A 24,582-nucleotide genomic window follows, 5' to 3' on the forward strand; every position below is an offset into this window, starting at 1 on the left:
CACTGGATATTCCAAGCTTCGCGCCGATCTCCTGGATCGGCTTCTTATTCGCTTCACGCGCAATTTCGATGTCGGATTTATAGCTCATTGGCCGGGGTCCTTGATTGAATACCGTGCAAAACCGACGTCTAACGTCGGCGCTACGCATTCCATACCCTTGTGTACAATCTGATTAGCCATGGATTCCGACATTCTGGCGTCGCGAAGCGTCGTCAGGTCACTTCATCTGTAACTAATCGGAAACCTGCATATTTTCAGGGCTCCAGGCAGGCTGGTCTGGAACAAAGAGCTTGAGGTGATCGCCCAGTTGAATGCGCCCAGGACGTTCGACCCAGCCCGTGACACCGCGGCGCCCGACGGCAGCAGGTTTGAACCCTGCACCATACCCCTGATGATCCGCTTCGATTTCGCGACCGGGCAATACGCAGGGCGCGTTTTCCATATCCACAGTGATCGTCAGCCCGTTGACCGCCTGAAGACGCGAGGACGGCGGAATGTGCGAGAAATCCGGTATACCTTTCAGCACTATGGATGCGCCCAGATAAGACGGGTCAAGCTGGTCCAGCCCCATGTTCTGCGCGATCTGCTGCAACTCTTCCAAGGACAGCACCGACAGTTGACGAACATTGCGGATTTCAGTGCCCTTGGGATAGAGATTCGAGACCCGAACACAGGACGCACGGTTCAGACCTTCGTGCCGTTCGCCTTTCACGCCCTCAAACCCAAGATCCAGCAACTCAACGGGCTTGGCACGAAGCGATCCGCCGGCAGGAACAAGGCCCAGCCAAAGAACTTCGGCTGCAAATTCGGTTTTCCGCAAAAACGGCATACGTGCTTCCCTTCCCATTGGTGCCTGCCAGCGCATAATGCCCAGTAACGCTCTGATGGAAAGATAAAAAAACCCGGGGCAGAGCCCGGGTTCTTGCTGGTTATGCTGTCGGTTCAGGTTCCATCCCACCCTCAGGCGGTGATTTCTTCGCCTTGGTCTTGGGGATGGCTGTCACGCTGGGCGCACTGCCCTCGTCTGACTTGTCGTTCCGGTCATCACTGTCGCCGGGCGATTCCCCGTTCATGACGCGTTTGATTTCGTCACCGGTCAGTGTTTCGTATTCCAGCAAACCTTGGGCCAGACGTTCCCATTCCTCGTTCTGATCGGTCAGAATCTTATGCGCCTGTTCATAGCCTTGCTGGATCAGGCGCTTTACCTCTTCTTCAATCAGTTCCTTGGTATGAGCCGATACCGAGAACCCGGCAGTATTGCCCTGGTATCCCTCATGCGCCTCGGCATAGTCGATATTGCCGACCTTGTCCGACATTCCCCAGCGCATCACCATGGCACGTGCCAATTGGCTGGCCTGCATGATGTCCCCGGCAGGCCCGTTCGACACGTGATCTTCGCCATACTTGATGACCTCGGCCGCCTTACCTGCCATGGTCATCGCCAGCTTTTGTTCGCACTCATCCCGGTGATAGTTCAGGCGATCCATTTCCGGCAGCGAAACGACCATACCCAGCGCGCCGCCGCGCGGTATGATGGTCGCCTTGTAGACTGGATCGCACATGGGCAGAGACAGACCAACAACAGCATGACCCGCTTCGTGATAGGCTGTTTTTTCCTTCTGATCCTGAGTCAGCACCATCGAGCGGCGCTCGGCCCCCATCATCACCTTGTCCTTGGCGTTTTCAAAATCTTCCATGGTGACAAAGCGACGGCCCACGCGCGCCGCCATCAACGCGGCCTCGTTCACGAGGTTGGCCAGATCCGCACCCGAGAAGCCCGGCGTACCGCGCGCGATGATGCGCAGATCAACATCGGGACCCAGCGGTGTCTTGCGTGCGTGAACGCCCAGAATTTTCTCGCGGCCCTTGATGTCCGGGTTGCCGACTGTGACCTGACGGTCGAACCGGCCCGGTCGCAGCAGCGCAGGGTCCAGAACGTCCTTGCGGTTGGTGGCTGCCAGAATGATCACACCTTCGTTGGCCTCAAACCCGTCCATTTCGACCAGCAACTGGTTGAGCGTTTGTTCCCGCTCGTCATTGCCGCCGCCATACCCGGCGCCGCGATGGCGGCCTACAGCGTCAATCTCGTCGATAAACACGATACAGGGTGCGTTCTTTTTCGCCTGCTCGAACATGTCGCGCACGCGGGACGCACCCACACCAACGAACATTTCGACAAAATCCGAACCCGAGATGGTGAAGAACGGCACGCCCGCTTCACCCGCAATGGCCCGGGCCAGAAGCGTCTTACCGGTACCCGGAGGGCCAACCAGCAGCGCACCCTTGGGGATCTTGCCGCCAAGGCGGCTGAACTTCTGCGGGTTGCGCAGGAATTCGACAATCTCTTCCAGCTCTTCCTTGGCTTCGTCGATACCGGCAACATCATCAAAGGTCACGCGGCCATGCTTTTCAGTCAGCATCTTGGCCTTGGATTTGCCAAAGCCCATCGCGCCACCTTTGCCGCCGCCCTGCATCCGGTTCATGAAATAGACCCAGACACCGATCAGCAGCAGGAAAGGCAGCAGCGTGATCAGGAACGATTGAAACCCTGATTGCTGTTGTTTCACGGCCTGGACTGGTATGTTTTCCTCGATCAGAAGCTTGGTCACTTCGGCGTCGCCGGGTTTGATCGTGACATAGCTGGCACCGCTTTGCAGGGTATAGCGAATCTGCTCACCATCCAGGGTCACATTCTTGACTTCACCGCTCTGGACGGCACCGACAAAGTCGGAATAGGTTTTCTCGTTGCTCTGAAGCGTTCCGCCCGGTCCACTGAACAGATTGAACAGTGCAAGGATGAGCAGGAACAAAACGACCCAAAACGCGATATTGCGAGCGTTGCCCAAGGAAATTCTCCTAAAAGTTCCGGCAGGTGAGACGCTGCCAAGTTACCTCTTAAAATAGAGAGGATTGTCGTATGTTCAATGCGATAAAAAAGATGCGTGGAACTCGGGCCAATCTGACGCAAGCCTGGCATGCCAGCCATTCGCGAGACCCGCAAGCGGGGCGGCCAGCACCCTGTCCGCAATCCAAACCGCAGGCGTCGCCGTCAACGCTATCCTGGGACGCCCGGTTGCACGCCACTCGGGCACCTGTTGCAACCCCTCACCGCCCAAAGCGCGGATTTCTGCGCCCATTATTGCCGGTCCGCTGAGCCGCCATTTGCCATCCCACACAGCACTGGGCGCCGCGATCTGAGATTTCACGGCATTAAATTCCCTGCAAATCCAAACACTCCCGCCTTGTGGAACAATCAGACAACCGCCCACTGACCCCGATTGCCCATTCGCAACTGCATCCATTGCCTGATCCACTGCCGCCTGACGTGGAGGATAACCCGACCCGGCAATCCACGAGAGGATTCCCAGCAGGACACGACGCCGAATCTCAAGGGGCAACACGGCAAATCCGGCCCTGTTCACCCTCACGTCACTTTGATCCACCTGCGCCACGGACCCTGCGGATTCTTGCGCACAGAGGCCAAGTGCCGTGTGTGCCTGCGCCAGATTGTCCACCACGCGGGACAATGAAAGCGCATCAATTCCCAAAGGTTCCAGCCCACCCAAAGCTTCGCGCGCCTTGATCCGATCGAAACGGGCATCCTGATTCGAAGGATCGTCCACCCATGCTACGCCAGCCTCAGTCAGATAGGTGCGCAGCTGTTCACGGGTGATCCCCAGCATCGGACGCAGCAACGTCAGACCCCGCCGTTTCCGAATAGCCGACATGCCGGACAGGCCCGTGACCCCGGATGATCGGCCCAACCGCATCAGCAGTGTTTCCGCCTGATCATCTGCGGTGTGGCCCAGCGCAATGGCGTCGATTCCGCGGCCCTTCGCCCATTCGGATAACAAATCATATCGCGCCTGACGTGCCCGGTCCTGCAAGTTGCCGGTACCGTCCCATCCCGACCAACGCAGCGTATCATGAGACATCCCCAGCGCAGCCGCCTGCCGGGATACGGTTTCGGCCTCGCACGCGGATTCGGGTCGCAAACCGTGGTCGACCGTGGCAACGAAAAGGGTGATGGCCTCATCTTGCGCCACCTGATGCAAAAGATGCATCAAGGCGACGGAATCCCCGCCTCCCGAAACTGCAATCCCCAACTTGCGCGGAAGTGTTTCGGGTAGCCGGGCGCGCAGGTCTGCAAGTAGTTTGCCGGAGCGATGGTTCAAGTACATCCCAACGCGGTCATCTCCTGCGTGGCGCTCGAAAACTCTGGCGCAGAAGGAAAGCGTACTCCGACCTCATTAAGCGTGATGCAGGCCTGATCGGTCTGTCCCAAACGGCCAAGCGCCGCGCCCAGTTCGTACAGCGCCTCGGGTGCAAATGCGCCCTCGGAATCACCCGTGAAGCTGGCCAGAAATGCCCGGGCCGCTTCGCGTGTGTCGCCAATCCCTTCTAGGGCATGACCGCGTTTCAGGTTGGCTTCGGGCGCCAGCGGACTGCCGGGATAGCTTGTTTCAAACTGCGCAAACAACGTGGCAGCAGTCTGGAAATCGCCATCGGCCAACGCTTGCGAGGCAGCATCAAAATCAGCACGCTCACCTATGGCAAGTTCACCATTATCGGTCGCCGCTGGCGTTTCGATACTTGTTGGTCCGGTTATGACAGTGGCCGTGTCACCACCCAATGTCGAGGTCTCACCCAACGTCGACAAATCACCGCCTTCCAGTTCAACCAGCCGGAACTCAAGGTCACCGATACGGTTGGTGCCGTCGGTGACAATGTTCTGCACCCGCTGGTTCAATTGCTCGGTCTGGCGGGTCAGGCGCTGCAATTCGGCCTCGATGGCATCCACCCGTTCAAGGACCGAACTGCCGGACAGGTTTGGTGCGGGTGAACCCGTAGTGGAAAACTCGCGTTTCAAACGCTGAATTTCCACATGTAGCACCGTCAGTTCCTGACGGATGTCCGCAAGGGTCTGTTGATCCTGTGCCTGTGCTACACCAGCCGTCGCCACAACCGCCGCCAAAACCCATCCTGCAATGCGCATCATCTTACCCCAGAGTTGACCCGGTCAGAACCGTTACCGCACGGCGGTTCTTGGAATAACATTCCTCGGTGCTGCAAATCTCGATCGGGCGTTCCTTGCCATAGCTCACGGTGTTCAGGCGGCTGCCCGCAACGCCGCGCGAAATCAGGTACTCACGCGCAGCGTTCGCCCGGCGTGCGCCCAGCGCAAGGTTGTATTCCCGCGTGCCCTGCTCATCCGCGTGGCCTTCGATCGTTGCGACAAAATCCGGATTGGCCAGCAGCCAGTCCGCCTGCCCTTGCAGCACTGTTTGCGCCTCGGGCGACAGGGTTGACTGGTCAACGGCAAACAGGACACGGTCCCCAACTGTTTGCTGGAAATACGCGGGCGAGCGCGGATCACTCGGTGATCCGGGGACAATGGATCCAATGCCTCCGCTACCACCACCGCCACCCAAGGCTGAGGGGTCATTGTTTGTGCAGGCGGCGATCACACTCAGCGCGCCCAGCGCCAGAACTTTGCTCAATACGTTCATTTCAGGTGCCTCGTGTTATGTTTATTGCCGCCTGTCTACCACAGGGACGATTTGTTGTGAACTTTGCTGCGATCAATTCTGCAATGGGCCCCAGGACGGATCGCTGCCGCCGTCCGGTGTACGTACCGGGCGCAGGTTCCTGCCCGAGATATCCACCGAGTAAAGCGATGCCCTACCACTGGCCCCCTGCGTTTCGCGGGTGAACATGATGACCCGGCCATTGGGCGACCAGGTGGGGCCTTCATCCAGGAAAGAGGCTGTCAGCAAACGTTCTTCTGCCCCGTCGATGCGCATCACGCCGATATGGAACCGGCCCTGGTTCTGCTTGGTAAAGGCGATCAGGTCGCCGCGCGGTGACCAGACCGGGGTACCATAGCGGCCTGCGCCAAAGCTAATCCGCGTGGCCTCGCCCCCGTTTGCTGCCATCACGTACAATTGCGGCGTGCCGGAGCGGTCGCTTTCAAAGACGATCCGGCTGCCATCGGGTGAATAGCTGGGGGCAGTTTCAATTGCGGGCGTGTTGGTCAGGCGCGTGCTTTGACCCGAAACGATATCCATCTTCCACAGATCGGTATTGCCGCCCTGAATCAGCGAATAGACAATCGACCGGCCATCCGGCGAGAACCGAGGCGAAAAGCTCATCGTCCCGTCCTGCGTCTTCAGTTCCCGCGGTTTCGGGCGCCCGATTTCAGTCACGTATATGCGCGGGCTGCCGCTTTCATAACTGGTATAAAGCAGCCGGTCACCGGTGGGTGAGAACCGGGGCGCCAGAACGATTGCGGCGCTGTCGGTCATGTACTGCACATTCGCGCCATCGTAATCCATGATCGCCAAACGCTTCAGGCGCTGGTCCTTCGGCCCGCTTTCCGAAACAAAGGCAACGCGGCTGTCAAAATAACCGCCTTCACCTGTGATCCGGCTATAGACCTGATCGGCCACCTTGTGCGCCATGCGCCGCCACCCGTCTGTGGTACCTGCCAGTTGAAGGCCATTGCCCAGTTCCTGGCCCGAAAACACATCCCACACCCGGAACCGGACCGTCAGTTTCTGACCGGACACATTGACAGCGCCGGTGACCAGCGCGTCAGCGTTGATCGCCTTCCAATCCGCAAACTGAACCGGAGCTTCGAAGCTGCTGACCCGGCTGATGAACGCATCCGAGGAGATTTCGCGGAACAACCCGGTCCCGGTCAGGTCAGCCGCCACCACGCGCGAGATATCCTGCGCGAACTGAGCTGCGGCCGGACTGTCCGGCACAAAATTCGGAACGGCAAAGGGCAAGGGTTCGATAATCCCCTCATCCAGTTCCAGGCGCAAAGGCCCGTTCTGTGCATAAACCGGCGCAGACATCAGTGTCAGGCCGACAAAGAGGCTGGTCAGAAGCTTCATCATTTGATCCGCATCCTCTCGGGGTTAAATGTAATCTCAACATCCTGCCAATGTTCGTATTTGTCAGCAGGCAAATCATATCCTTTGGCCCCGCAGCGCAAAATTGCACGTCGCGCAGCCTCGTAGGCCTGTTTAACGGCTCCCGCCGAGCCGCCAGAGCTGTCCAGCATCCGAACACTGCCACCGACGACCGTACCATCACGGTTCAGTGAAAACGCAACAACAACCACAGTGTTCAGCGCATCCGTGGACAAGGAACCCACATTCCAACATCCAGAGACAGCCAGTCGCATCGCGTCTTTCTCTCCGCTGGTCAGCGGTGGGCCAGAAGGTTCGGACCCGCTGCCCAAGGCTTCGGCCAGGGCGTCGTTGATTGCCGTTTCATCGGTTTGTTTCTCAGGTTCCGGGGTCGCCTCAGGCGTTTTGGCCACAGCGGGTTCCGGCGGCGGGCTTGGCCGGTTTGGGCGCACGCGCGGTCGCGGAGATGTCAGGGGCGACTGGTCCTTGGTTTCCTCGGCCTCGGTCACAATCTCAGGGGCTGCCTCTTGCGGCGCGGTCTGATCCTGCTGTTCCTGCTGAACCGCTGCGCCTTCATCCAGGGATACCGGAGGCGTCTCAAAATCATCAGGCTTTGCCTCGGGCGGTGGCGGAGCTATTGCCTCGGGCGCGACGCGATCTGATGGGCGCGGCTGTACCTCGGGGCCGGGCGGCGCAGGCTGTGCAACAGGCTCGATCTGAGGTTCCGTCAGAACCGGCGGCTCGTCAGGCACCTCGGGTTCAGGCGGCGCTTCCACGATGATGGGCTCTGGCTCTGGTTCCGGTTCAGCCGGTGCAACAGGTTCAGGGCGGGGCTGTTCGTCACTCTCGGGTTCCGGCGGCTTGGTCACAGCCTCCGGCTCGGGCGGCTGCTGCAACGCGGTCGGCACTTCGGGGAGTTCCGGCGCATCCCGCTGGGCCGTCATGGCCGCGAATTGTTCAGCCGTGATCACAGAGACATCCTGCACAGCCATCGGCAACGGTTCGGACCGGAAGGTGCCGCCGAACATCGCCCATCCGATCAGGCTGACATGCGCAATCGCTGAAATCTTGGTGCCGGTATCCACCGTGCGACCTCACTCTCCACCTTCATCCAGCGTCGGCCCGCCGGTATCGGTCACAAGGCCAACGTTGGAAAACCCGCCCGCGTTCAGCGCACCCATGACCTGCATCACCTGTGCATAAGGGATTGCGCCATCGGCCCGCAGGAAAACCCGGTCGCTGCTCCGCTCTGCCGCAATGGCACGCAGCTTGCCAATCAACTCTTCGCGCAACACGTCGGTGGTCTGGATCTGCACGCGGCCGTCTGCGGTCAGGGTCACGGTCAAAGGCTCTTCGTTGTCGCCGGGCAGCGCACTGGCTGCGGTCTTGGGCAGATCGACCGGAACACCGACCGTCAGCAATGGCGCGGCCACCATGAAGATGATCAGCAACACCAGCATGACATCCACGAAAGGTGTCACATTGATCTCGGCCATCGGCTGCGCGCGACCGCGACGCCGACCACGCCTGCGCCCATTGCCGTTCGAAGATTGCTGGATCGCAGCGCCCATCGTCAGCTGTCCAACTGGCGCGACAGAATGGTTGCGAATTCATCCGCAAAGGCTTCATAGCCGCCAACGATCCGGTCACTATCGGCGCTGAGTTTGTTATAGAAAATCACCGCCGGGATCGCCGCCAAAAGGCCCAACCCTGTCGCCATCAACGCCTCGGCAATACCGGGGGCCACAACGGCAAGGTTGGTGTTTTGCTGTTCGGCAATCTCGATGAATGCATTCATGATGCCCCAAACGGTGCCAAACAGCCCGATAAACGGAGCCGTGGAGCCGACAGTTGCCAGAATGGGAAGACCTTTTTGCAGGGTTTCCGCCTCTTTCGCGATGGCGACATCCATCGACCGGTCGATCCGCGCGGTTGCCCCGGCAATCAGCCCGCCATCATTGCGATGCGACCTGCGCCACTCGATCATGCCTGACGCAAAGATCTTTTCCGAGCTGCCATCCGGCTGCGTTCCGATCTGCTCGAACAACTCATCCAACGGGTTGCCCGACCAGAAGCTTTCATCAAAAACCTGCGCCTCGCGTCGGGCCGCGCGATAGTTGATCAGCTTCTGAATGATGATCCCCCAGGACCAGATGGATGCGCCGGTAAGTACCAGCATCACCAGTTTGACGATAAAGGTCGCGCGGGCAAACAGCCCCCACATGGAGAAGTCGATCTCCTGCGCCAGCGCCAGCGTTTCAGCTTCCATGAACCTGCTCTTTGTTTTGCCTGATGGCCGTTCGTTTGGCCTTGTTTTGCCAAACGCTATCTCAGTTGGTCATGAAAAGCCAACAGAACCACCCATGGTCCGCAAATTGTTACATCAATGCGCGAATCTCTGCCGGCAATCGGATCGGTTTGCCCGCTTTATTGATGCAAACGGCCGTGACAGATGCACGAAATATTTCGGTGTCACCGCGACGAACAAGCTGCGCCATAGTCAGACGCACGCCCGAGATTTCGGTGACCTCGGTTTCAACGATCAATTCATCATCGAACCTCGCAGGTGCCAGATACTCGGCCTCGACCCGCCGCACAACCCAAACAATGCCCTCGTCCCGCATGGCGTTTTGGTCATTGCCCAGATTACGCACCCAGTCCGAGCGCGCGCGTTCGATATAGCGCAGGTAGTTCGCGTGATAGACAACCCCACCCATGTCGGTGTCTTCATAATACACGCGGATGGGGTAGGTGTGTTTCATTGCAACGCCTCCAGTCGGGCAAACAGCCTTAACGCGTGCGAGGCATCCTGTGCCGCCCGTGGCAAAACCGGATCATAGGCCGCCCGGATCAAGGCCGCGATGTCGGGACGCAGGATCGTGGCCTTACCTGCGATTGCCAGTGGCGATTGATTGCGAAATGCAGTGTCCGACCAGAGCAAGATGGTCTGCACGACCTGATTGAGCGCAAGGGTTTCCGCCGGAACCTTGCACAATTCCTTGTCCATGCGCAGAAACACAAACGCCGCACGGATCGCGCCATCTTCTTCGAATCGGAAAACGCGGTACTGGTTTGCATCTGCCGCGACCAGACGCGCGACCAAAGGTTCCAGATCCGGGATCAATCGATCAAGGTCCGGTACCTCCAGCAGTTCCTGCCAGTCCCGGAAAAAGAAAACCATGCAGTTCGCGCCAAGCTCAGGGTCCGTCTCGGCCATTTGGTGACCAGCCAGCGCGACAACCGCCTCAAAAGCCCCCTTTACGGTGGCCAGCGTCTCGTCTTCGACGCCGAAAACGATCGGAACAATTGGCCGCCCCCAACGCGCAAACAGAAACTCGCCGCTTTCGCGTGTGAACAGCGCTTCAATTTCTTCCGGTGTCACCGCCAGCCCTTCATCTTTTCAAAAATACTCTCGCCGAAAGGCTTAAAATCTAAGCGCGCTGGCTTCAACCGAACAGATCGCTTTGCCGCTTGGGCGCGGCCATCCCAAGATGCGTCCACGCCTTCTGCGCCAACATCCGCCCACGCGGAGTACGTTGGATCAGCCCCTGTTGCAGCAAATAGGGCTCAATCACTTCCTCAAGCGAGTCGCGGCTTTCGGACAGCGCGGCAGACAGGGTTTCAATCCCCACCGGGCCACCTGCATAGTTTTCGGCAATCAGCTTCAGATAACGCCGGTCCGCACCATCAAGGCCCAAATTATCGACGCCCAGACGGGTCAAGGCACCATCGGCCAGGTCCCGTGTGATCCGCCCGTCCCCTTCGACAATGGCGAAATCCACAACGCGTCTCAGCAATCGCCCGGCGATACGCGGCGTTCCGCGCGACCGGCGTGCGATTTCGCGCGCACCATCGTTATCCGCGGGCGCGCCCAGTTTCCGCGCGTTCCGGGTGACGATTTCGTGCAATTCATCGACCGTGTAGAACTGAAGCCGGGTCGGGATACCAAACCGGTCACGCAAGGGCGTTGTCAGCAGACCCATCCGCGTGGTGGCCCCCACAAGTGTGAATGGCTGCAACTCGATCCGTACAGTGCGCGCAGCAGGGCCTTCGCCGATAACAAGATCCAGCTCGAAATCTTCCATCGCCGGGTACAGCACTTCTTCCACCGCCGGGTTGAGCCTGTGAATCTCGTCTATGAACAACACGTCCCGCGATTCAAGATTGGTCAGGATCGCCGCCAGATCCCCCGCCTTGGCCAGAACCGGGCCAGAGGTCATGCGAAAGTTCACCCCCAGTTCACGCGCCATGATCTGTGCGAGGGTCGTCTTACCCAACCCCGGAGGTCCGTGAAACAAGGTGTGGTCCATCGCCTCGCCGCGTTGCCGGGCGGATTGAATAAAGATGCGCAAGTTGGCACGCGCCTCAGCCTGACCAATGAATTCATCCAGCCCCTGAGGACGCAAAGCGCGGTCATTGTCTTCCGGCAGGGGCTCCGGGCGCAGGGTGGGATCAGCGTCAACCATTCACTTACCCTTTCGGAGCCAGTAGCCTGAGGGCCGCGCGGATCAGATCAGCCTCGTCCGCATCCGGCTGGCTTGCAGCCGCTTCAGCCACGGCACCTGCCGCCTCGGATGGCCCATATCCAAGGTTGGCCAGCGCCGACAACGCCCCGGCAGACGCGGCCGCGGCGCCCGATGGCGGTTTCGGAACACGTCTCGGCGCGGGTGTAGAATCATTCGGCTCAACAACCTCAAGTTCCGGCCCGTCCATCGCCTGAGCAATCGTGCCGCCCATGGCCATCACTCCGGGTGCCTTGTCCTTGAGGTCCAACACGATCCGCTGGGCGGTTTTTGGCCCGACGCCCTTGGCCGCCTTGACAGCACCCCAGTCCCCCAAGGCAATTGCGCGGCTGACACCGTCGGGCCCCAATGCACTCAGGATCGCCAGCGACACCTTCGCGCCGACCCCCTGAACCGAGCACAGCAGGCGATGCCACTCTTTCTCGACAAGCGACAGAAACCCGTAAAGCTGCATAAGGTCTTCGCGGACGACCATGTCAGTGTAGATCGAGACCGCCTCGCCCGCCCCCGGCAATGCCGCCAAGGTTCGGTCGGAACAATAGACAAGATAGCCGACGCCCCGAACATCGATCAGCACATGATCCACCGCGCGGTAATCCAGCCGCCCTGTCAGTTTGCCGATCATGCCCGCACCTCTTTCACACGCGCCTGTTGCGTTTTCCCGTAATAGGCATGGCAGATCGCAATCGCCAGTGCATCCGCCGCGTCGGCCCCTTTCGGCAAACAGCCCGGCAATTGCAGTTTGACCATATGCAAAACCTGCTCTTTCTCGGCATGACCCACGCCCACCACGGTCTTTTTCACCCGGTTGGGTGCATACTCCCCCACCGGCAAACCGGCCTGTGCCAGCGTCAGCAACGCCACACCACGCGCCTGCCCCAATTTGAGGGTTCCGGCCCCATCCTTGTTCACGAATGTCTGTTCGATAGCAGCCTGGTCGGGTCTGTGATCCGCAATCACTTCGACAATCTGATTGTGCAGCGACAGCAGCCGCTCGCCCAGATCGTCCCCATCCGATTTGCACAACCCGTTGGCCACATGGCTCAGGCGGCTGCCATTTGATTCGATGACGCCCCATCCCAGGGTTCTAAGCCCCGGATCGATGCCCAGAATTCGCATATTTTGCCTCGGCCTGCTCGGGTTGTGTGATCTTTTTTCAACGCCTAGCACGAAGCGTGAACATTTTCCAAGCGAATTGACCCCAGGGCTGAAAACGACACGCGTGTCACAGGCGCGACTTCGAGCGCGTTTTGCGACCCAGTGAAGTCTGAATTCGACACTTTCCCAAAGGTTTTTTTACCAATTGTTAAAGGGGATTACAGCTTCGTGAAGCCTTGCAGAAAACGCATAGGACACATGCAAAAACTGAACTTGTGCGAACGAAATGACAGCACTAGATGCCCCGCAGATCGCAGAAATGCAATATGAACACTAACCAGAAGGAAACAGGATATGGCTGCACTGGACACAACCCGCGTCGCTACCACTGGCTCGTTCGGCCTTGTTGGCCGTATCGGCGCATTTTTCGTATCGGCCGTTAACGCCGCAGTTGAATGGAATGACGCCCGCGTAACCCGCAACGCGCTGACCGGTCTGACCGACCGCGAACTGGACGATATCGGCCTGTGCCGTGGTGACATAGACTCCATCGCCGAAGGTCGCCGCTAAGAACCGGCCACTATACTTATTTGCCCCTTCCTCCTCCCTTGAGGGGCACACAAAAACACCGCGCACCATAAGGGTACGCGGTGTTTTTTTAATCCGAGGGAGCGGATTAGTAGAAAACTTTGTTCAGCTGAGCGGCGAGGGCTTGCGACACAGGGTCGATTTGCATCACCCAGGCACCGGCTTTTTCGACTGGCGTACCTTCGTTCAGGCTGTCGATCCGATATTGATAGCCGGTCGGGCCAAGGTGGGACAAAAGAAATGCTTTGAAGGCGAAGAAACCCACAAGCGTAAGCAGCAGCACCTTTGCCGGCACCGCCGAGCTCACCCGCTGCGGCCTCATCACCACCAGGCCATCCTTGCGCATCGTCGCGCGATAGCCACGGCTCATCTTTTGGTGTTTCTTGTTCAGGCGACTTACGCGCTGATTGAACTCCAGTTGTTTACCCGTCATGGCAGCCTCCAAAAACCGCCCCCCTCGACTTCATTCAGAAAACGGTAAAAAGAGATTGCGACAAAAACGTGGCAAAAACCTATAAAACTCCTGCAAATGGCCTAATTCACGCCCTGTTTGGTTAAAATTAGGGTCGTCCACTCACCAATCTCGGCCCTATAGGTCTGATTGAACCCGTTTTGTGAATAAACGGAAACCACGTCATCGGCCTGTTCGTTAAGGATTCCCGACAGGATCGCGTGCCCACCTGGGCGGAGATTCGCTGCCATTTCGGGTGATAAAGCTACCAAAGGCCCTTTGAGGATATTGGCAAAAATCAGATCGTAGGGTGCGTGCACCTTGAGGTCGGGATGATCGAAACCTGCAGCTTCAACACACTGAACCGCGCCGGACATACCGTTTGCCTTCAGGTTGGCTTCGGCCACTTCAACGGCCACCTCGTCGATATCGCTGGCAATGAAATCGCCATCCCATACCCGGGCTGCCGCCATGGCCAAAACGGCCGTGCCGCAACCGATATCCGCTACTTTCGAGGCACTGAACCCTTCATCCAACAACCGGTCCAGAGCTTTCAAACATCCCAGCGTGGTACCGTGATGTCCGGTACCAAAGGCCATTGCCGCCTCGATCAGCAGTGGAATGCGACCGTCGGGCAGCTTGTCGGCATCGTGGCTGCCATAGACAAAAAAGCGGCCCGCCTCAACCGGGGCAAGCTCTCGCCGCACATGGGCCACCCAATCGGTTTCAGGCACTTCCGACACAACAAAAGGTTTGGCTTCAAAAGCAACTGCCAGAACGGCCAATGCGGTCTCGTCAGGGGCTTCGGTAAAGTACCCGCCCACTTCCCACAGGCCCGAACCGTCTTCGACCTCGAACACACCGACGCCGGTTGGTTCGGGCTCCAGCCGCTCCATCGCTTCGCCCAGACCTTCGGCGGCTTTCTTACCTGTTAGCGTGGTCAGCGCAGTGAATGTGGGCATCCGGAACTCCTGTGTCAGTTGGCACTGCGCGTAGGACGGTGCGCCGCCAACGTCAAGCTTTGCGGCCTATTCCGCCGGGGCTGGCGCGTATTTGCTCAGGACGGTCTCATTGCCCGGTTCGGGGTGGCGCGGAACCAGCAGGGACAGCAGCAGAGAAACGACCGCCATCGCCGCCGCAAGGCCAAACACGGCACCTGGCGACACGACCCAGAGCAAACCAAGCAACGCGGGCAAGAATACAGCGGCGATATGGTTGATCGTGAACGCGACTGCGGCAGTTGGCGCAATATCCGCCGGATCGGCGATTTTCTGGAAATAGGTTTTCAGCGCCAGCGCCAGCGCAAACAGCACATGGTCGATGACATAGAGCGTCGCCGCCAACAGCACGCCCCAGCCAAACCAGTAGATGCCACCATAGGCTGCGAACACGATCGCCAGACCGGTGTATTCAAAGATCAACGTGCGCCGTTCGCCAAACTTGGCCACCGCTTTACCCAGCAACGGAGCAACCATCATGTTGATCATCAGGTTGATCAGATACAGGCTGGTCAGCTCATGCACTTCAAAGCCGAACTTCTCGACCATCATGAACCCAGCAAAGACGACAAAGATCTGTCGCCGCGCACCGGCCATGAATTGCAGCGCGTAATATAGCCAGTATCGACGGCGCAGGATCAGTTTCTTGGTTTGCGGTGTGGGGGCATCGAATTGCGGGAAGGCGAACAGGCAAAACAGGGCTAGCAAAGCTGTTGCACCGCCAGCAGCCATGAAGACAAAGTTATAGGACAGATCGAACCGCTCCCAGGTCAGAACGATCAGCCCGTAAACCACCATCGTTGCAGCCGAGCCCATTGCGACCAGCCATCCCAATATCTGCGGCGCGCGATCCTTGGGAAGCCATTGCAACTGAAGCGACTGGTTTACAGTCTCATAGTAATGAAACCCGATTGAACTGAACAAGGTCACGAACAGCAATCCGCCAAGGCTTGGGAACCAGGCCGTAAAAGCCGTTGCGACCCCAAGCATCATCAGCGAGATCATGGCCAGCACCTGCTCGCGAATGAAAATGATGACGGCAATCACGCCGACCGCCAGAAAGCCCGGAATCTCGCGCACCGTGTGTAGCAGGCCGATATCGGCCCCGTCGAAATTCGCTGCCTCAATGACGAAGTTGTTCAACAGCGCGCTCCACGCATTAAACGCGATGGGCATGGTCAAGGCCATCACGAACAGAAGCGTGACAGGACGACGCCAGAACGGAAGGCTCTGCGCCTCGGCAAGGGGCATAGGTTTCAGCATGAGAATCCTCTACGCCCATTTCCCAACTTTGGCGAGGGGGAAGCGACCGGCGCACAATGGCCCTGCGTTAATGCAGACGTCACCGTCAGTAAAAGCTTTGTGGATCGATATCGACGGTCAGGCGGATATCGCCTTTCAGGCGTAACGGGGCAATCCAACGGGCGATAGCATCCTGGATTGGTGCGCCCTTGGGTGCCTTGACCAACAGGCGGACACGGTGACGTCCGCGAATACGGGCAATCGGCGCTGGGGCGGGGCCAAACACCTGCGCGCCAATCTGGCGCAATGGGCTGTCGTTGCGCGCCATGGCGTTGCCAATGTCAAAGACCGGTCCGACCTCGGGGCCCGACAACACGATCCCCGCCATACGTCCATAAGGCGGCACACCGGCCGCTTGCCGACCGGCGGCCTCGGCCTTCCAAAAGCCCTCTTCGTCACCCGACAGAATCGCCCGGATCACCGGGTGTTCCGGCTGGAAAGTCTGTAACAGCGCCTGCCCCGGTTTTTCAGCCCGACCAGCACGCCCCGCAACCTGTCGCATCAGCTGAAATGTTCGTTCAGCGGCCCTCAGGTCTGCGCCATGCAGACTGAGATCCGCGTCGATCACCCCCACCAATGTCAGCTTGGGAAAGTTGTGCCCCTTGGCCACCAGCTGCGTTCCGACAACGATATCGGCATCCCCGGCCGCAATCTCTTCGATCTTGGCCTTTAGTGCGCGGGCTGAGCCGAACAGATCAGAACTTAGCATGGCAATTTTGGCCTCGGGGAAAGTCACCTCGGCCTCTTCGGCCAAACGCTCAATGCCCGGCCCCACCGGAGCCAGCTTGCCCTCGACCCCGCAGGAAGGACAGATCTCGGGCATCGGTTTGGTCTCACCACATTGGTGGCACATCAGGCGCTTGAGAAACCGATGCTCGACCATGCGCGCGTCGCAATGGTCGCAGGCGATCTGTTCACCGCACGCACGGCACAGGGTAACCGGCGCATAGCCACGGCGGTTTATGAACAGCAGCGACTGTTCGCCTTTCTCGATCCGCTGCTGCACCGCTTGCCGCAAAGTCGGAGATATCCACGTTCCGGCCTGCATCTGTTCGGCCCGCATGTCGATGGGCTTCATCTCGGGCAACACTGCCGCCCCGAAACGCGAAGTCAGGTCGATCCGATCATATTTACCTGTCTCAGCATTTGCCCAGCTTTCCAGCGATGGGGTTGCGCTGGCCAGAATCACCCGCGCGCCGCAGATGGCCGACCGCAAGACCGCCATGTCACGCGCGCTGTAATGCACCCCGTCTTCCTGCTTGTACGAGGTGTCGTGTTCCTCATCCACCACGACCAGCCCCAGATCGCGAAATGGCAGAAACAGGGCTGACCGCGCGCCAACAACCAGTTGAGCTTCCCCCTGCCCGACCATCCGCCAGACGCGCCTGCGTTCAGTCATGGTCGCGCCCGAATGCCACTCGGCAGGGCGCGCGCCAAACCGCGCCTCAACCCGTGTCAGGAATTCTGCGGTCAGCGCAATTTCCGGCAAAAGGACAAGTGCCTGCCGCCCCATGCGCAGCGCTTCGGCCACAGCCTCCAGATAGACTTCGGTCTTGCCGGAACCCGTCACGCCTTTCAGCAACGTTGTGCCGTAATTCCCCGTCCGTTGCCCGGCGCGAAGCTGCGCAACCGCACTTGCCTGATCTTCGGTCAGGTCCTTTCCCGGCAAATCGGGATCAAGATGCGGATACGGCAGGTCGCGCGGGCTATCTTCTTCACGAACCGCGCCTTGCTTGACCAAGCCTTTGACAACGGACGAAGTTACCCCGGCCTGTTCTGCCAGTTCCTTTAACGTAAATGCCAACCCGCCATAGTCGCGCAACACGTCAAGCACACGGGTTCTGGCGTCGGTCATCCGGTCTGGCGAGGTGGTTCCCAAACGATAGATCTTGCGCATGGACGGTGGGTCACCCAGCCCCGGCGCGCGGGTCGCCAGTCGCAACATCGCGGGCATCGGCGTCAGGGTGTAGTCGGCAACCTTGCCGAGGAATGCCCGCATTTCCTCGCGCATGGGCGCAACTTCAAGTACACGGATCACCGACCGCGCCTTGTTCAGATCGAATCCACCCTGCCCCGGCCCCCAGACAACGCCCAACACCTTGCGCGGACCAAGCGGCACCTCGACAAACGCACCCAGAAAGCATCCTCCTTCCGGCGCTTTGTAATCCAACGTCCGGTCCAGCGGTTGCGTTGTCAGCACCGCAATCAGCTCTCCCTCGTCGAAAAATCCGTTAGCGCTCACAGCATATCCTTTGCAGGGGGTTCCAGCATGGCTCTCTTTGAGGTAAAGCCATCCGCGACCAAGGCCAACCCATCAAAGGACTGCCCTCATGAAATTCTTCGTAGACACTGCCGAGATCGACGCCATTGCTGAACTGAACGATCTGGGCATGGTGGACGGCGTGACCACCAACCCCTCGCTGATCCTGAAATCGGGCCGCGACATTCTGGAAGTGACGAAAGAGATCTGCGATCTGGTCGACGGTCCCGTTTCCGCCGAAGTTGTCGCCACCGAAGCTGACGACATGATCGCCGAGGGCCGCAAGCTGGCCAAGATTGCCCCTAATATCGCCGTGAAGGTTCCGCTGACATGGGCCGGTCTGAAAACCTGCAAGACGCTCAGCGACGAAGGACAGATGGTCAACGTCACCCTGTGCTTTTCGACCAATCAGGCGATTCTGGCTGCAAAAGCGGGTGCGACCTTCATTTCGCCCTTCATCGGCCGTCTGGACGATATCAACCTGGATGGCATGGATCTGATCGCCGACATCCGTCAGGTCTATGACAATTACGGGTTCGAAACCGAAATTCTGGCCGCTTCGATCCGCACCGTGAACCACGTCACCGAAAGTGCCCGCATTGGTGCCGATGTCATCACCGCGCCGCCAGCCGTGATCAAGAAACTGGCCGATCACCCGCTGACCGACAAAGGTCTGGAAACCTTTCTGGCAGACTGGGCCAAAACCGGTCAGAAAATCCTCTGATCTGGTTTGCAACCGCGCGGCGCCATCAGGCGCCGCGCCGGGCCCAACGGCCCAAAGCCTGATCTGCGATCAGGCGTGGCAGGCGGGAGCCTATCCGCCACAGCATCCGGGGAAATCCACTCTTGCGTGCATTTTTCCCAAGGCAAATCCGGTTCGGCATGTTATAAGCCGCCCAACAAAAAAAGACCGGACAGGACATGAGCAGCAATCCCAAACTCGAGGATAATCTCCGCGCGGCAATTCTGGCCGAGCCCGACGTCGTTCTGGACGACAAGGACCTGATGCAAGCCCTTGTGGCCGCGAACGAACGCGCCCGGGGTGATAATGTGATCGATCTGCGCGGCATTGCCATGCAGCGGCTTGAGGCGCGATTGGACCGGCTGGAAGATACCCACCGCTCGGTCATCGCGGCGGCCTATGAAAACCTTGCAGGCACCAATCAGGTTCACCGCGCGATTTTGCGCCTGCTGGAACCGGTCGAATTCGAGGATTTCCTGCGTGCCCTTGGCACTGATGTCGCGAATATCCTGCGGGTTGACCATATCACGCTGGTTCTGGAAACCACCGTGGTTCAGAACGATCCTGCTGTCGACAGGCTTGGAGGCGTTCTGACGATCGCAGAGCCCGGCTTTATCAACCAATACCTGACGAACGGTCGCGGCGGCCCTGTCCGCGACGTGACCTTGCGCGAAACTCATCAGCCAAACCGACGTGTTTTCGGCGCGCTGGCGGATCAGTTGCGCTCGGAAGCCTGCCTGAAGCTGGATCTCGGTCCGGGTCGCCTGCCGGGCATGATCGTCATGGGGGCCCGTGATCCGCGGCATTTTACACCGCAACTCGGCACCGATCTTCTCACCTTCTTTTCCGGCGTATTCGAACGCTCGATGCGCCACTGGCTGTCGTGAACCTTATCTCACCCGCTTGCCGCGACGCGCTCCAGCACTGGCTGGACACTCTGGGCGCGCTGGCGGGGCGGTCGCAAAACACGCAAACCGCCTATCGCGGCGATGTCACCGAGTTTCTGTCTTTCATGACCCTGCATCACGCAGAGCGGCAGGGGCTGAAGGCGCTGGAACGGATCACCGTGGCGGACATGCGCGCCTGGATGGCGGATCAGCGCAGCGGGGATATCAGCGCGCGATCCCTTGCGCGCAAACTGTCCGCCGTCAAAAGCTTCTATCGTTGGCTGGCCGAGCGAGAGGGATTTGAACCCACCGCCGTTCTGTCGACCCGCGCGCCCAAATTCACCAAGAAACTGCCCCGCCCTCTGGCCGAAGACGCCGCGCGCGCCATGATTGACACGGTCGAGCTGCAATCTGTGTCCGACTGGGTTGCGGCCCGTGATGTTGCGGTTGTCACCCTGCTTTACGGATGCGGCCTGCGGATATCCGAGGCCTTGTCTCTGACCGGTGCAGACGCGCCCCTGCCCGAGACGTTGCGCATTGTCGGGAAGGGCGACAAGGAACGGATCGTTCCGGTTCTTCCAGCTGCCCGAGACGCGGTTGACCGATATCTTCAGCTTTGCCCCCACCCGCAAGCGAAGGACGCAGCCTTGTTCCGGGGCGCTCGTGGCGGCCCGCTGAACCCGCGCGCGATTCAAGGCGTCATGGCCAAGGCACGGATGCAACTGGGGCTACCTTCAACCGCCACACCTCATGCCATGAGACACAGCTTTGCCACCCATCTGTTGTCCGCAGGAGGAGATCTGCGGGCCATTCAGGAACTGTTGGGGCACGCCTCATTGTCAACCACACAGACCTATACCGCCGTGGATACTGCACGGCTTATGGAAGTCTACAACCGTGCGCATCCAAAGGCGTGACTGACACATTGAACAGAAACCTCGGGCTTTTGGTTTGCATCTCTGGCGTGCATCGGTCATGACCCTAGCATGACACTCAGATTCAAAGCTCTTGCCGTACATCTCTTCACTGCCACGGGCGCCGTCTTCGCAATGCTGGCCATGCTGGCCGCCGTGGAAGAGAAATGGAGCCTCATGTACCTTTGGCTGGTCGTATCCTTCGTTGTTGATGGCATCGATGGCCCGTTGGCGCGGCACTATCACGTCAAGAAAAACGCACCCGAGTTTGACGGCGTCTTGCTGGATCTGATCATCGATTATCTAACCTATGTGTTCATCCCGGCCTTTGCGTTGTTCAAGTCCGGATTGATGGATGGATGGACCGGCTGGTTCGCTATCATCGTCATCACCTTCGCCAGCGCGATGTATTTCGCGGACACTCGCATGAAAACCAAGGACAATTCCTTTTCAGGCTTTCCCGGATGCTGGAACATGTTCGTTGTCGTGATCTTCGCGTTGGAGCCCAATTTCTGGATCATCCTGCTGCTGGTCACTCTGTTGTCGCTTGCGATGTTTCTGCCTTTGAAATTCGTTCACCCCGTGCGCACCGAGCGTTGGCGCAGTCTGACCTTGCCGGTCGCCCTTGCGTGGACGTTCTTTGCGGGCTGGGCCGCATGGGTCGATTTTCATCCCGAAAGCTGGGCCCACTGGGGTCTGGTCCTCGCCAGCCTGTACCTGACATTTGCAGGCATAGCACAGCAGGTGTTGCCGCAGCGCCGTACCTGACACGAACGCTGCCGGACCGGGTTCAAAGAACGTCCTGAACCTCAAATTCAGTACCGTTATGGGTAAAGACGTCACCCGCTCTCAGACCGGCCATGGCCAGGTAGATCGGGCTTTGTGTCGAGATCCCCATATATGTATCTCCACCCACCTCGAACCGGGTCGTCGAAACGCAGACGACAAAGCTGCGGTTGTTGAACCTGATCACCGATCCCGGCCTGACTGTATCTGTCAGACCAAAATCGGTATTTTCGATCACATCGATCTTAGCATGATGCGCATGAACAGGCGCGTCAAATGCAGCTGCCAGATCGGCATTTTCGCGCGATGCGGCTATGTCATCCTTGTCGTGGCCTTCCCGGTCATCCAGTTGGGCATCCTTCAGAAATGCATCGTAATGGGCCTGCGCCGTTGCAAGCTCCTCTGCTTCAAGCGACATCAACCGGTCGATAATGGCCTTCTTCTGGGCTGCGCGATCTTTTTCGGTGCTCATTCAATGCGATCCTTCAAATTCAACAACGGATATAAGTTGTGCTTCCCAGAACCGGATTGCAACCGAATTTCGAGGCTCAGATCAAAAGACCCGCCGCCCGTTCATGCCGCAGCAGTGCAACCTTTGTCTCGATCCCGCCGCACCCGGAAAACCCGCCCAGCCCATTGGCAGCCAGCACCCGGTGGCAGGGAATAATAACGGGAATCGGGTTTGCCCCACAGGCCTGACCGACCGGTTGCGCCGGTTGTCCCAGCGCCTTGGCGATATCCCCGTAGGTGCGCGTTTCCCCAAGGGGAATGGCATACATAAGATCACAGACCTGTCTTTGAAACTGCGATCCATGGATGCGGTAGGGCAGATCGAAACGGGCAAGCCGCCCAGCGTCATAGGCCGCCAACTGCGCCGCCGCCTCGCGCAGCAGAGCGGTCGGCTCGCCGTCGTCCTGACCGTCCCAGACCAGCCGCGTGAGGGCACCATCCGTTTCCTCGATCCCAAGTCTTCCGAACTGAGTATCAACTGCAATCATCGCCATGGGCTGACGGTTTCAGATCAATCCTCCAAGTTCAAGTGGCGAAGCCACGGGGGTCTGCGCGACGCGCGGATTTTGCGAAATGCCGCAATCATGTTAGCTTGGCTGCATTGTCAAAAAGAGATTTGGAGCATGAGATGGGTCGTCATTTGATCCTGACGGTTCACGGAATTGGCGAACAAATACCCGGTGAGACCGTCGATCAGGTTGTCGGGGCCGCGACAACCTGGCTGGATGGCAATCCCGAACCCCCGATTGAGGTTCAGCGCGGGATGATCGAACTGGCCGAAACAACCTTCGACGGCACGCCCCGAAGCGCAAAACTATTCCCGGTCAACCTGCGCAAGGTGACGAAACCGTCAGCACCGCAGGACGAGGCCATGTTTGCCGAGGTTTTCTGGGCCGACCGCTCGCCTGCCCCGAAAGGAGCCATTAAGACAGCATTGGACCTGATCTGGGTTGTTCTCGCGCTGGGTTATCTGGCCATGGACAATGCCGAACAAACGCATAGCCGCGCGGATGTGGCCGCGGACCAAGCCAACGGCAGGAACACTTTGGCCGCCCGGCTGGTTCACCTTTTTACCTGGGTTTTCTTCGGCGCAGTCGCGACTCTGAATGCCTATCTTCTGATCGGAGCGCTCGCCGTGATGGTTGATCGCGTTCCCGGGATCTTCTTTCAAAGCACGATCCTGCTGTTCTGGCTCTTGTTCACGCTTTACGCCGGAGGGGCCGCATACGGACTAAGGCGCAGTTTTACAGCCCCGACTTATCTGAGACGCGTATTCTGGCGCGGCATTTTCGGGATGGGGTTCTTGCTGCTGATCTGCCTGATCATTGGTCCGCTTGGTCTGGAAATCCGAGCCTGCACACCCTTGCAGGACAGCCCGGTTTGCCCTTCGGCGCTGGAGCAGTTTGTAGCTTTTCAGGTCTACCTGCTCGCGTTTTTCTGGGCTTCTCTGATCTTCATGACAATCATTTTGTACGTGCTTTCTGCGACCAGCCTTGATGAAAAGGTTCAGGCAGACAATCTGAAAGAGCACAGGCGGCTGTACCCCAGCATATGTGCAGGCATGTTGGTGTTCTGGATGTTCTTCATTTCCGGGTTGTGGCTAATGCTGCGGGAAATGCTCGACACGATTCCGGGGCTGTCGGATGGAAAACTGACCGGTCTTTTTGACAATTTCCTCAGTGACTCCATCGAAACACTCAGTGTTGCCTTCGCGGCAATTGTCCTGCTTGCGTTTGTCGGTGTTGGCCTGTTTGCCGGTCGCAGAAGGCTGAAGGCGAACCTACATATCCGCGACGGGCTGATCAGCCGCGCCATCCTCAATCGTTTTGCACAATGGGTTTTTTTGTTCGGTGCAATCGTACTGGCGATGGTCACTATCCGAGAAATCGCGTTGAGCCAGCACGTCGATCCCCTGTGTCAGATCGGAACGGACAATTGCAACCTGATTGGCCGGGTTCTGAACAAACTGGCAAGCAAACAGGGCGAGATTGGCCTGATCGTCCTGGGTGCAACAGCATTGATGTACCGCTTTTCCGATTTCGTCGCAGCAGGGCTGGGTGTGGCACGGGACATCGTCACCTATGCCATTCGCGACAAGTGTTTATTGACAGCGGACCTGAAAACGAGGCTGCGCAATTATCCGGATCGCAAGGCGATTGATGAACGATTTTATCGTGCGCTGCATTATGTTGTGGATATCTTTGCCGCGGACCACATCACGGTGATTTCACATTCGCAGGGCACGGTGATTGCCACGCAGATGCTGGCTGATCCACGCGTGCAAAAGCTTATTAATGGGCGCACCCTGACGCTGATTACGATGGGCTGTCCTGTGACCCATATCTATCAGCGCTATTTTCCCGAGATGTTCACAGTCGTTCCCAAAAACCTGAACGCCGCATGGTTCAACATCTTCAGGCAGGATGACTTTGTGGGGACCGAGATTGAAGGCGGGCTGATTTCCGCAAACCGCAACATTCCGGTCGAGCCCGGTGGTCACACCGGATATTTCACGGATTATCAGGTTTGGAAGGTCCTGAAGGATTCAGCCATAGGCTTTGACCTGTTTAATCCGACACCGCAGTCCGCGCAGACGTGAAACGAAA

Annotated in this window: 26 protein-coding genes; 6 read left to right on the forward strand and 20 right to left on the reverse strand. The window is 58.6% G+C overall.

Going from position 1 to position 24,582, the window contains the following annotated elements:
* Positions 1–232: 232 nt before the first annotated feature.
* The 14 genes from ACR0BZ_RS11970 to ruvC form a co-directional block, all read right to left on the reverse strand.
* Positions 233–829, reverse strand: coding sequence for an MOSC domain-containing protein (locus ACR0BZ_RS11970; RefSeq protein WP_480920293.1), 597 nt, complete (start codon positions 827–829; stop codon positions 233–235).
* Positions 830–929: 100 nt separating this feature from the next.
* On the reverse strand, positions 930–2,846 hold the full coding sequence (gene ftsH / locus ACR0BZ_RS11975) for an ATP-dependent zinc metalloprotease FtsH (RefSeq protein WP_267367030.1): 1,917 nt from the start codon (positions 2,844–2,846) through the stop codon (positions 930–932).
* A gap of 75 nt (positions 2,847–2,921) precedes the next feature.
* The gene (gene tilS / locus ACR0BZ_RS11980) at positions 2,922–4,181 is read right to left on the reverse strand and encodes a tRNA lysidine(34) synthetase TilS (RefSeq protein WP_480920294.1); all 1,260 of its coding nucleotides are present in this window, start codon (positions 4,179–4,181) and stop codon (positions 2,922–2,924) included.
* Positions 4,172–4,996, reverse strand: coding sequence for a tol-pal system protein YbgF (gene ybgF, locus ACR0BZ_RS11985; protein ID WP_480920361.1), 825 nt, complete (start codon positions 4,994–4,996; stop codon positions 4,172–4,174). The genes tilS and ybgF overlap by 10 nt, the downstream gene beginning before the upstream one ends.
* Before the next feature lie 4 nt (positions 4,997–5,000).
* The gene (gene pal, locus ACR0BZ_RS11990; RefSeq protein WP_267364104.1) at positions 5,001–5,510 is read right to left on the reverse strand and encodes a peptidoglycan-associated lipoprotein Pal; all 510 of its coding nucleotides are present in this window, start codon (positions 5,508–5,510) and stop codon (positions 5,001–5,003) included.
* Positions 5,511–5,582: 72 nt separating this feature from the next.
* Positions 5,583–6,902, reverse strand: coding sequence for a Tol-Pal system beta propeller repeat protein TolB (gene tolB, locus ACR0BZ_RS11995; protein WP_480920295.1), 1,320 nt, complete (start codon positions 6,900–6,902; stop codon positions 5,583–5,585).
* Positions 6,899–8,002 carry an energy transducer TonB gene (locus tag ACR0BZ_RS12000; protein ID WP_480832775.1) on the reverse strand — a complete coding sequence of 368 codons (1,104 nt, stop codon included), beginning with the start codon at positions 8,000–8,002 and terminating at the stop codon, positions 6,899–6,901. Before ACR0BZ_RS12000 ends, tolB begins: the two co-directional genes overlap by 4 nt.
* A 9-nt stretch (positions 8,003–8,011) precedes the next feature.
* Positions 8,012–8,488, reverse strand: coding sequence for a protein TolR (gene tolR, locus ACR0BZ_RS12005; protein WP_480483970.1), 477 nt, complete (start codon positions 8,486–8,488; stop codon positions 8,012–8,014).
* Positions 8,489–8,490: 2 nt separating this feature from the next.
* Positions 8,491–9,186 (reverse strand): protein TolQ, encoded by a 696-nt coding sequence (gene tolQ, locus ACR0BZ_RS12010; protein ID WP_209505518.1) that lies wholly within the window; start codon positions 9,184–9,186, stop codon positions 8,491–8,493.
* 109 nt (positions 9,187–9,295) lie between these two features.
* Positions 9,296–9,679, reverse strand: a complete 384-nt coding sequence (gene ybgC / locus ACR0BZ_RS12015; protein ID WP_480920296.1) for a tol-pal system-associated acyl-CoA thioesterase — start codon at positions 9,677–9,679, stop codon at positions 9,296–9,298.
* On the reverse strand, positions 9,676–10,299 hold the full coding sequence (locus tag ACR0BZ_RS12020) for a hypothetical protein (RefSeq protein ID WP_480507046.1): 624 nt from the start codon (positions 10,297–10,299) through the stop codon (positions 9,676–9,678). The genes ybgC and ACR0BZ_RS12020 overlap by 4 nt, the downstream gene beginning before the upstream one ends.
* A 64-nt stretch (positions 10,300–10,363) precedes the next feature.
* On the reverse strand, positions 10,364–11,383 hold the full coding sequence (gene ruvB / locus ACR0BZ_RS12025; RefSeq protein WP_267364110.1) for a Holliday junction branch migration DNA helicase RuvB: 1,020 nt from the start codon (positions 11,381–11,383) through the stop codon (positions 10,364–10,366).
* Between the two features lie 4 nt (positions 11,384–11,387).
* Positions 11,388–12,065 carry a Holliday junction branch migration protein RuvA gene (ruvA, locus tag ACR0BZ_RS12030; RefSeq protein ID WP_480507047.1) on the reverse strand — a complete coding sequence of 226 codons (678 nt, stop codon included), beginning with the start codon at positions 12,063–12,065 and terminating at the stop codon, positions 11,388–11,390.
* Positions 12,062–12,559, reverse strand: coding sequence for a crossover junction endodeoxyribonuclease RuvC (ruvC, locus tag ACR0BZ_RS12035; RefSeq protein ID WP_209598197.1), 498 nt, complete (start codon positions 12,557–12,559; stop codon positions 12,062–12,064). The genes ruvA and ruvC overlap by 4 nt, the downstream gene beginning before the upstream one ends.
* 333 nt (positions 12,560–12,892) lie before the next feature.
* Between ruvC and ACR0BZ_RS12040 the strand changes: the two genes are divergently transcribed.
* A complete protein-coding gene (locus tag ACR0BZ_RS12040; RefSeq protein ID WP_267364114.1) occupies positions 12,893–13,108 on the forward strand; it encodes a DUF1127 domain-containing protein in 216 nt (71 codons plus the stop codon).
* A 106-nt stretch (positions 13,109–13,214) separates the two neighbouring features.
* Here the strand turns inward: ACR0BZ_RS12040 and ACR0BZ_RS12045 are convergent, their stop codons facing one another.
* The 4 genes from ACR0BZ_RS12045 to ACR0BZ_RS12060 all read right to left on the reverse strand — a co-directional run bounded on the left by ACR0BZ_RS12045 (position 13,215) and on the right by ACR0BZ_RS12060 (position 18,119).
* Positions 13,215–13,571 (reverse strand): hypothetical protein, encoded by a 357-nt coding sequence (locus tag ACR0BZ_RS12045; protein ID WP_267364115.1) that lies wholly within the window; start codon positions 13,569–13,571, stop codon positions 13,215–13,217.
* 89 nt (positions 13,572–13,660) lie between these two features.
* Positions 13,661–14,539: a 50S ribosomal protein L11 methyltransferase gene (locus ACR0BZ_RS12050; protein ID WP_480920297.1), complete on the reverse strand. Its 879-nt coding sequence runs from the start codon at positions 14,537–14,539 to the stop codon at positions 13,661–13,663.
* 66 nt (positions 14,540–14,605) lie between these two features.
* Positions 14,606–15,838: an MFS transporter gene (locus tag ACR0BZ_RS12055; RefSeq protein WP_480920298.1), complete on the reverse strand. Its 1,233-nt coding sequence runs from the start codon at positions 15,836–15,838 to the stop codon at positions 14,606–14,608.
* Positions 15,839–15,923: 85 nt separating this feature from the next.
* Positions 15,924–18,119, reverse strand: a complete 2,196-nt coding sequence (locus tag ACR0BZ_RS12060; RefSeq protein ID WP_480920299.1) for a primosomal protein N' — start codon at positions 18,117–18,119, stop codon at positions 15,924–15,926.
* An 88-nt stretch (positions 18,120–18,207) separates the two neighbouring features.
* On the opposite strand from ACR0BZ_RS12060, the gene fsa reads away from it, so the two are divergent.
* The 4 genes from fsa (at position 18,208) to ACR0BZ_RS12080 (ending at position 21,448) form a co-directional block, all read left to right on the forward strand.
* Complete coding sequence (fsa, locus tag ACR0BZ_RS12065; RefSeq protein WP_209505487.1) at positions 18,208–18,861, forward strand: fructose-6-phosphate aldolase; 654 nt, start codon at positions 18,208–18,210, stop codon at positions 18,859–18,861.
* 197 nt (positions 18,862–19,058) lie between these two features.
* On the forward strand, positions 19,059–19,766 hold the full coding sequence (locus ACR0BZ_RS12070; protein ID WP_209505485.1) for a DUF484 family protein: 708 nt from the start codon (positions 19,059–19,061) through the stop codon (positions 19,764–19,766).
* Positions 19,763–20,683, forward strand: coding sequence for a tyrosine recombinase XerC (locus ACR0BZ_RS12075; RefSeq protein WP_480920300.1), 921 nt, complete (start codon positions 19,763–19,765; stop codon positions 20,681–20,683). The genes ACR0BZ_RS12070 and ACR0BZ_RS12075 overlap by 4 nt, the downstream gene beginning before the upstream one ends.
* Before the next feature lie 69 nt (positions 20,684–20,752).
* Complete coding sequence (locus ACR0BZ_RS12080; RefSeq protein ID WP_480920301.1) at positions 20,753–21,448, forward strand: CDP-alcohol phosphatidyltransferase family protein; 696 nt, start codon at positions 20,753–20,755, stop codon at positions 21,446–21,448.
* Between the two features lie 22 nt (positions 21,449–21,470).
* Here ACR0BZ_RS12080 and ACR0BZ_RS12085 read toward each other — a convergent pair whose 3' ends face one another.
* Both ACR0BZ_RS12085 and ACR0BZ_RS12090 read right to left on the reverse strand, forming a co-directional pair.
* Complete coding sequence (locus ACR0BZ_RS12085; RefSeq protein ID WP_480870766.1) at positions 21,471–21,938, reverse strand: hypothetical protein; 468 nt, start codon at positions 21,936–21,938, stop codon at positions 21,471–21,473.
* A gap of 76 nt (positions 21,939–22,014) precedes the next feature.
* Positions 22,015–22,470 carry a methylated-DNA--[protein]-cysteine S-methyltransferase gene (locus ACR0BZ_RS12090; protein ID WP_209505477.1) on the reverse strand — a complete coding sequence of 152 codons (456 nt, stop codon included), beginning with the start codon at positions 22,468–22,470 and terminating at the stop codon, positions 22,015–22,017.
* Positions 22,471–22,604: 134 nt separating this feature from the next.
* On the opposite strand from ACR0BZ_RS12090, the gene ACR0BZ_RS12095 reads away from it, so the two are divergent.
* Positions 22,605–24,575 carry a hypothetical protein gene (locus tag ACR0BZ_RS12095; RefSeq protein ID WP_480920302.1) on the forward strand — a complete coding sequence of 657 codons (1,971 nt, stop codon included), beginning with the start codon at positions 22,605–22,607 and terminating at the stop codon, positions 24,573–24,575.
* The last annotated feature ends 7 nt before the right edge of the window (positions 24,576–24,582 follow it).

The sequence above is a fragment of the Ruegeria sp. P8 genome (assembly GCF_056534665.1).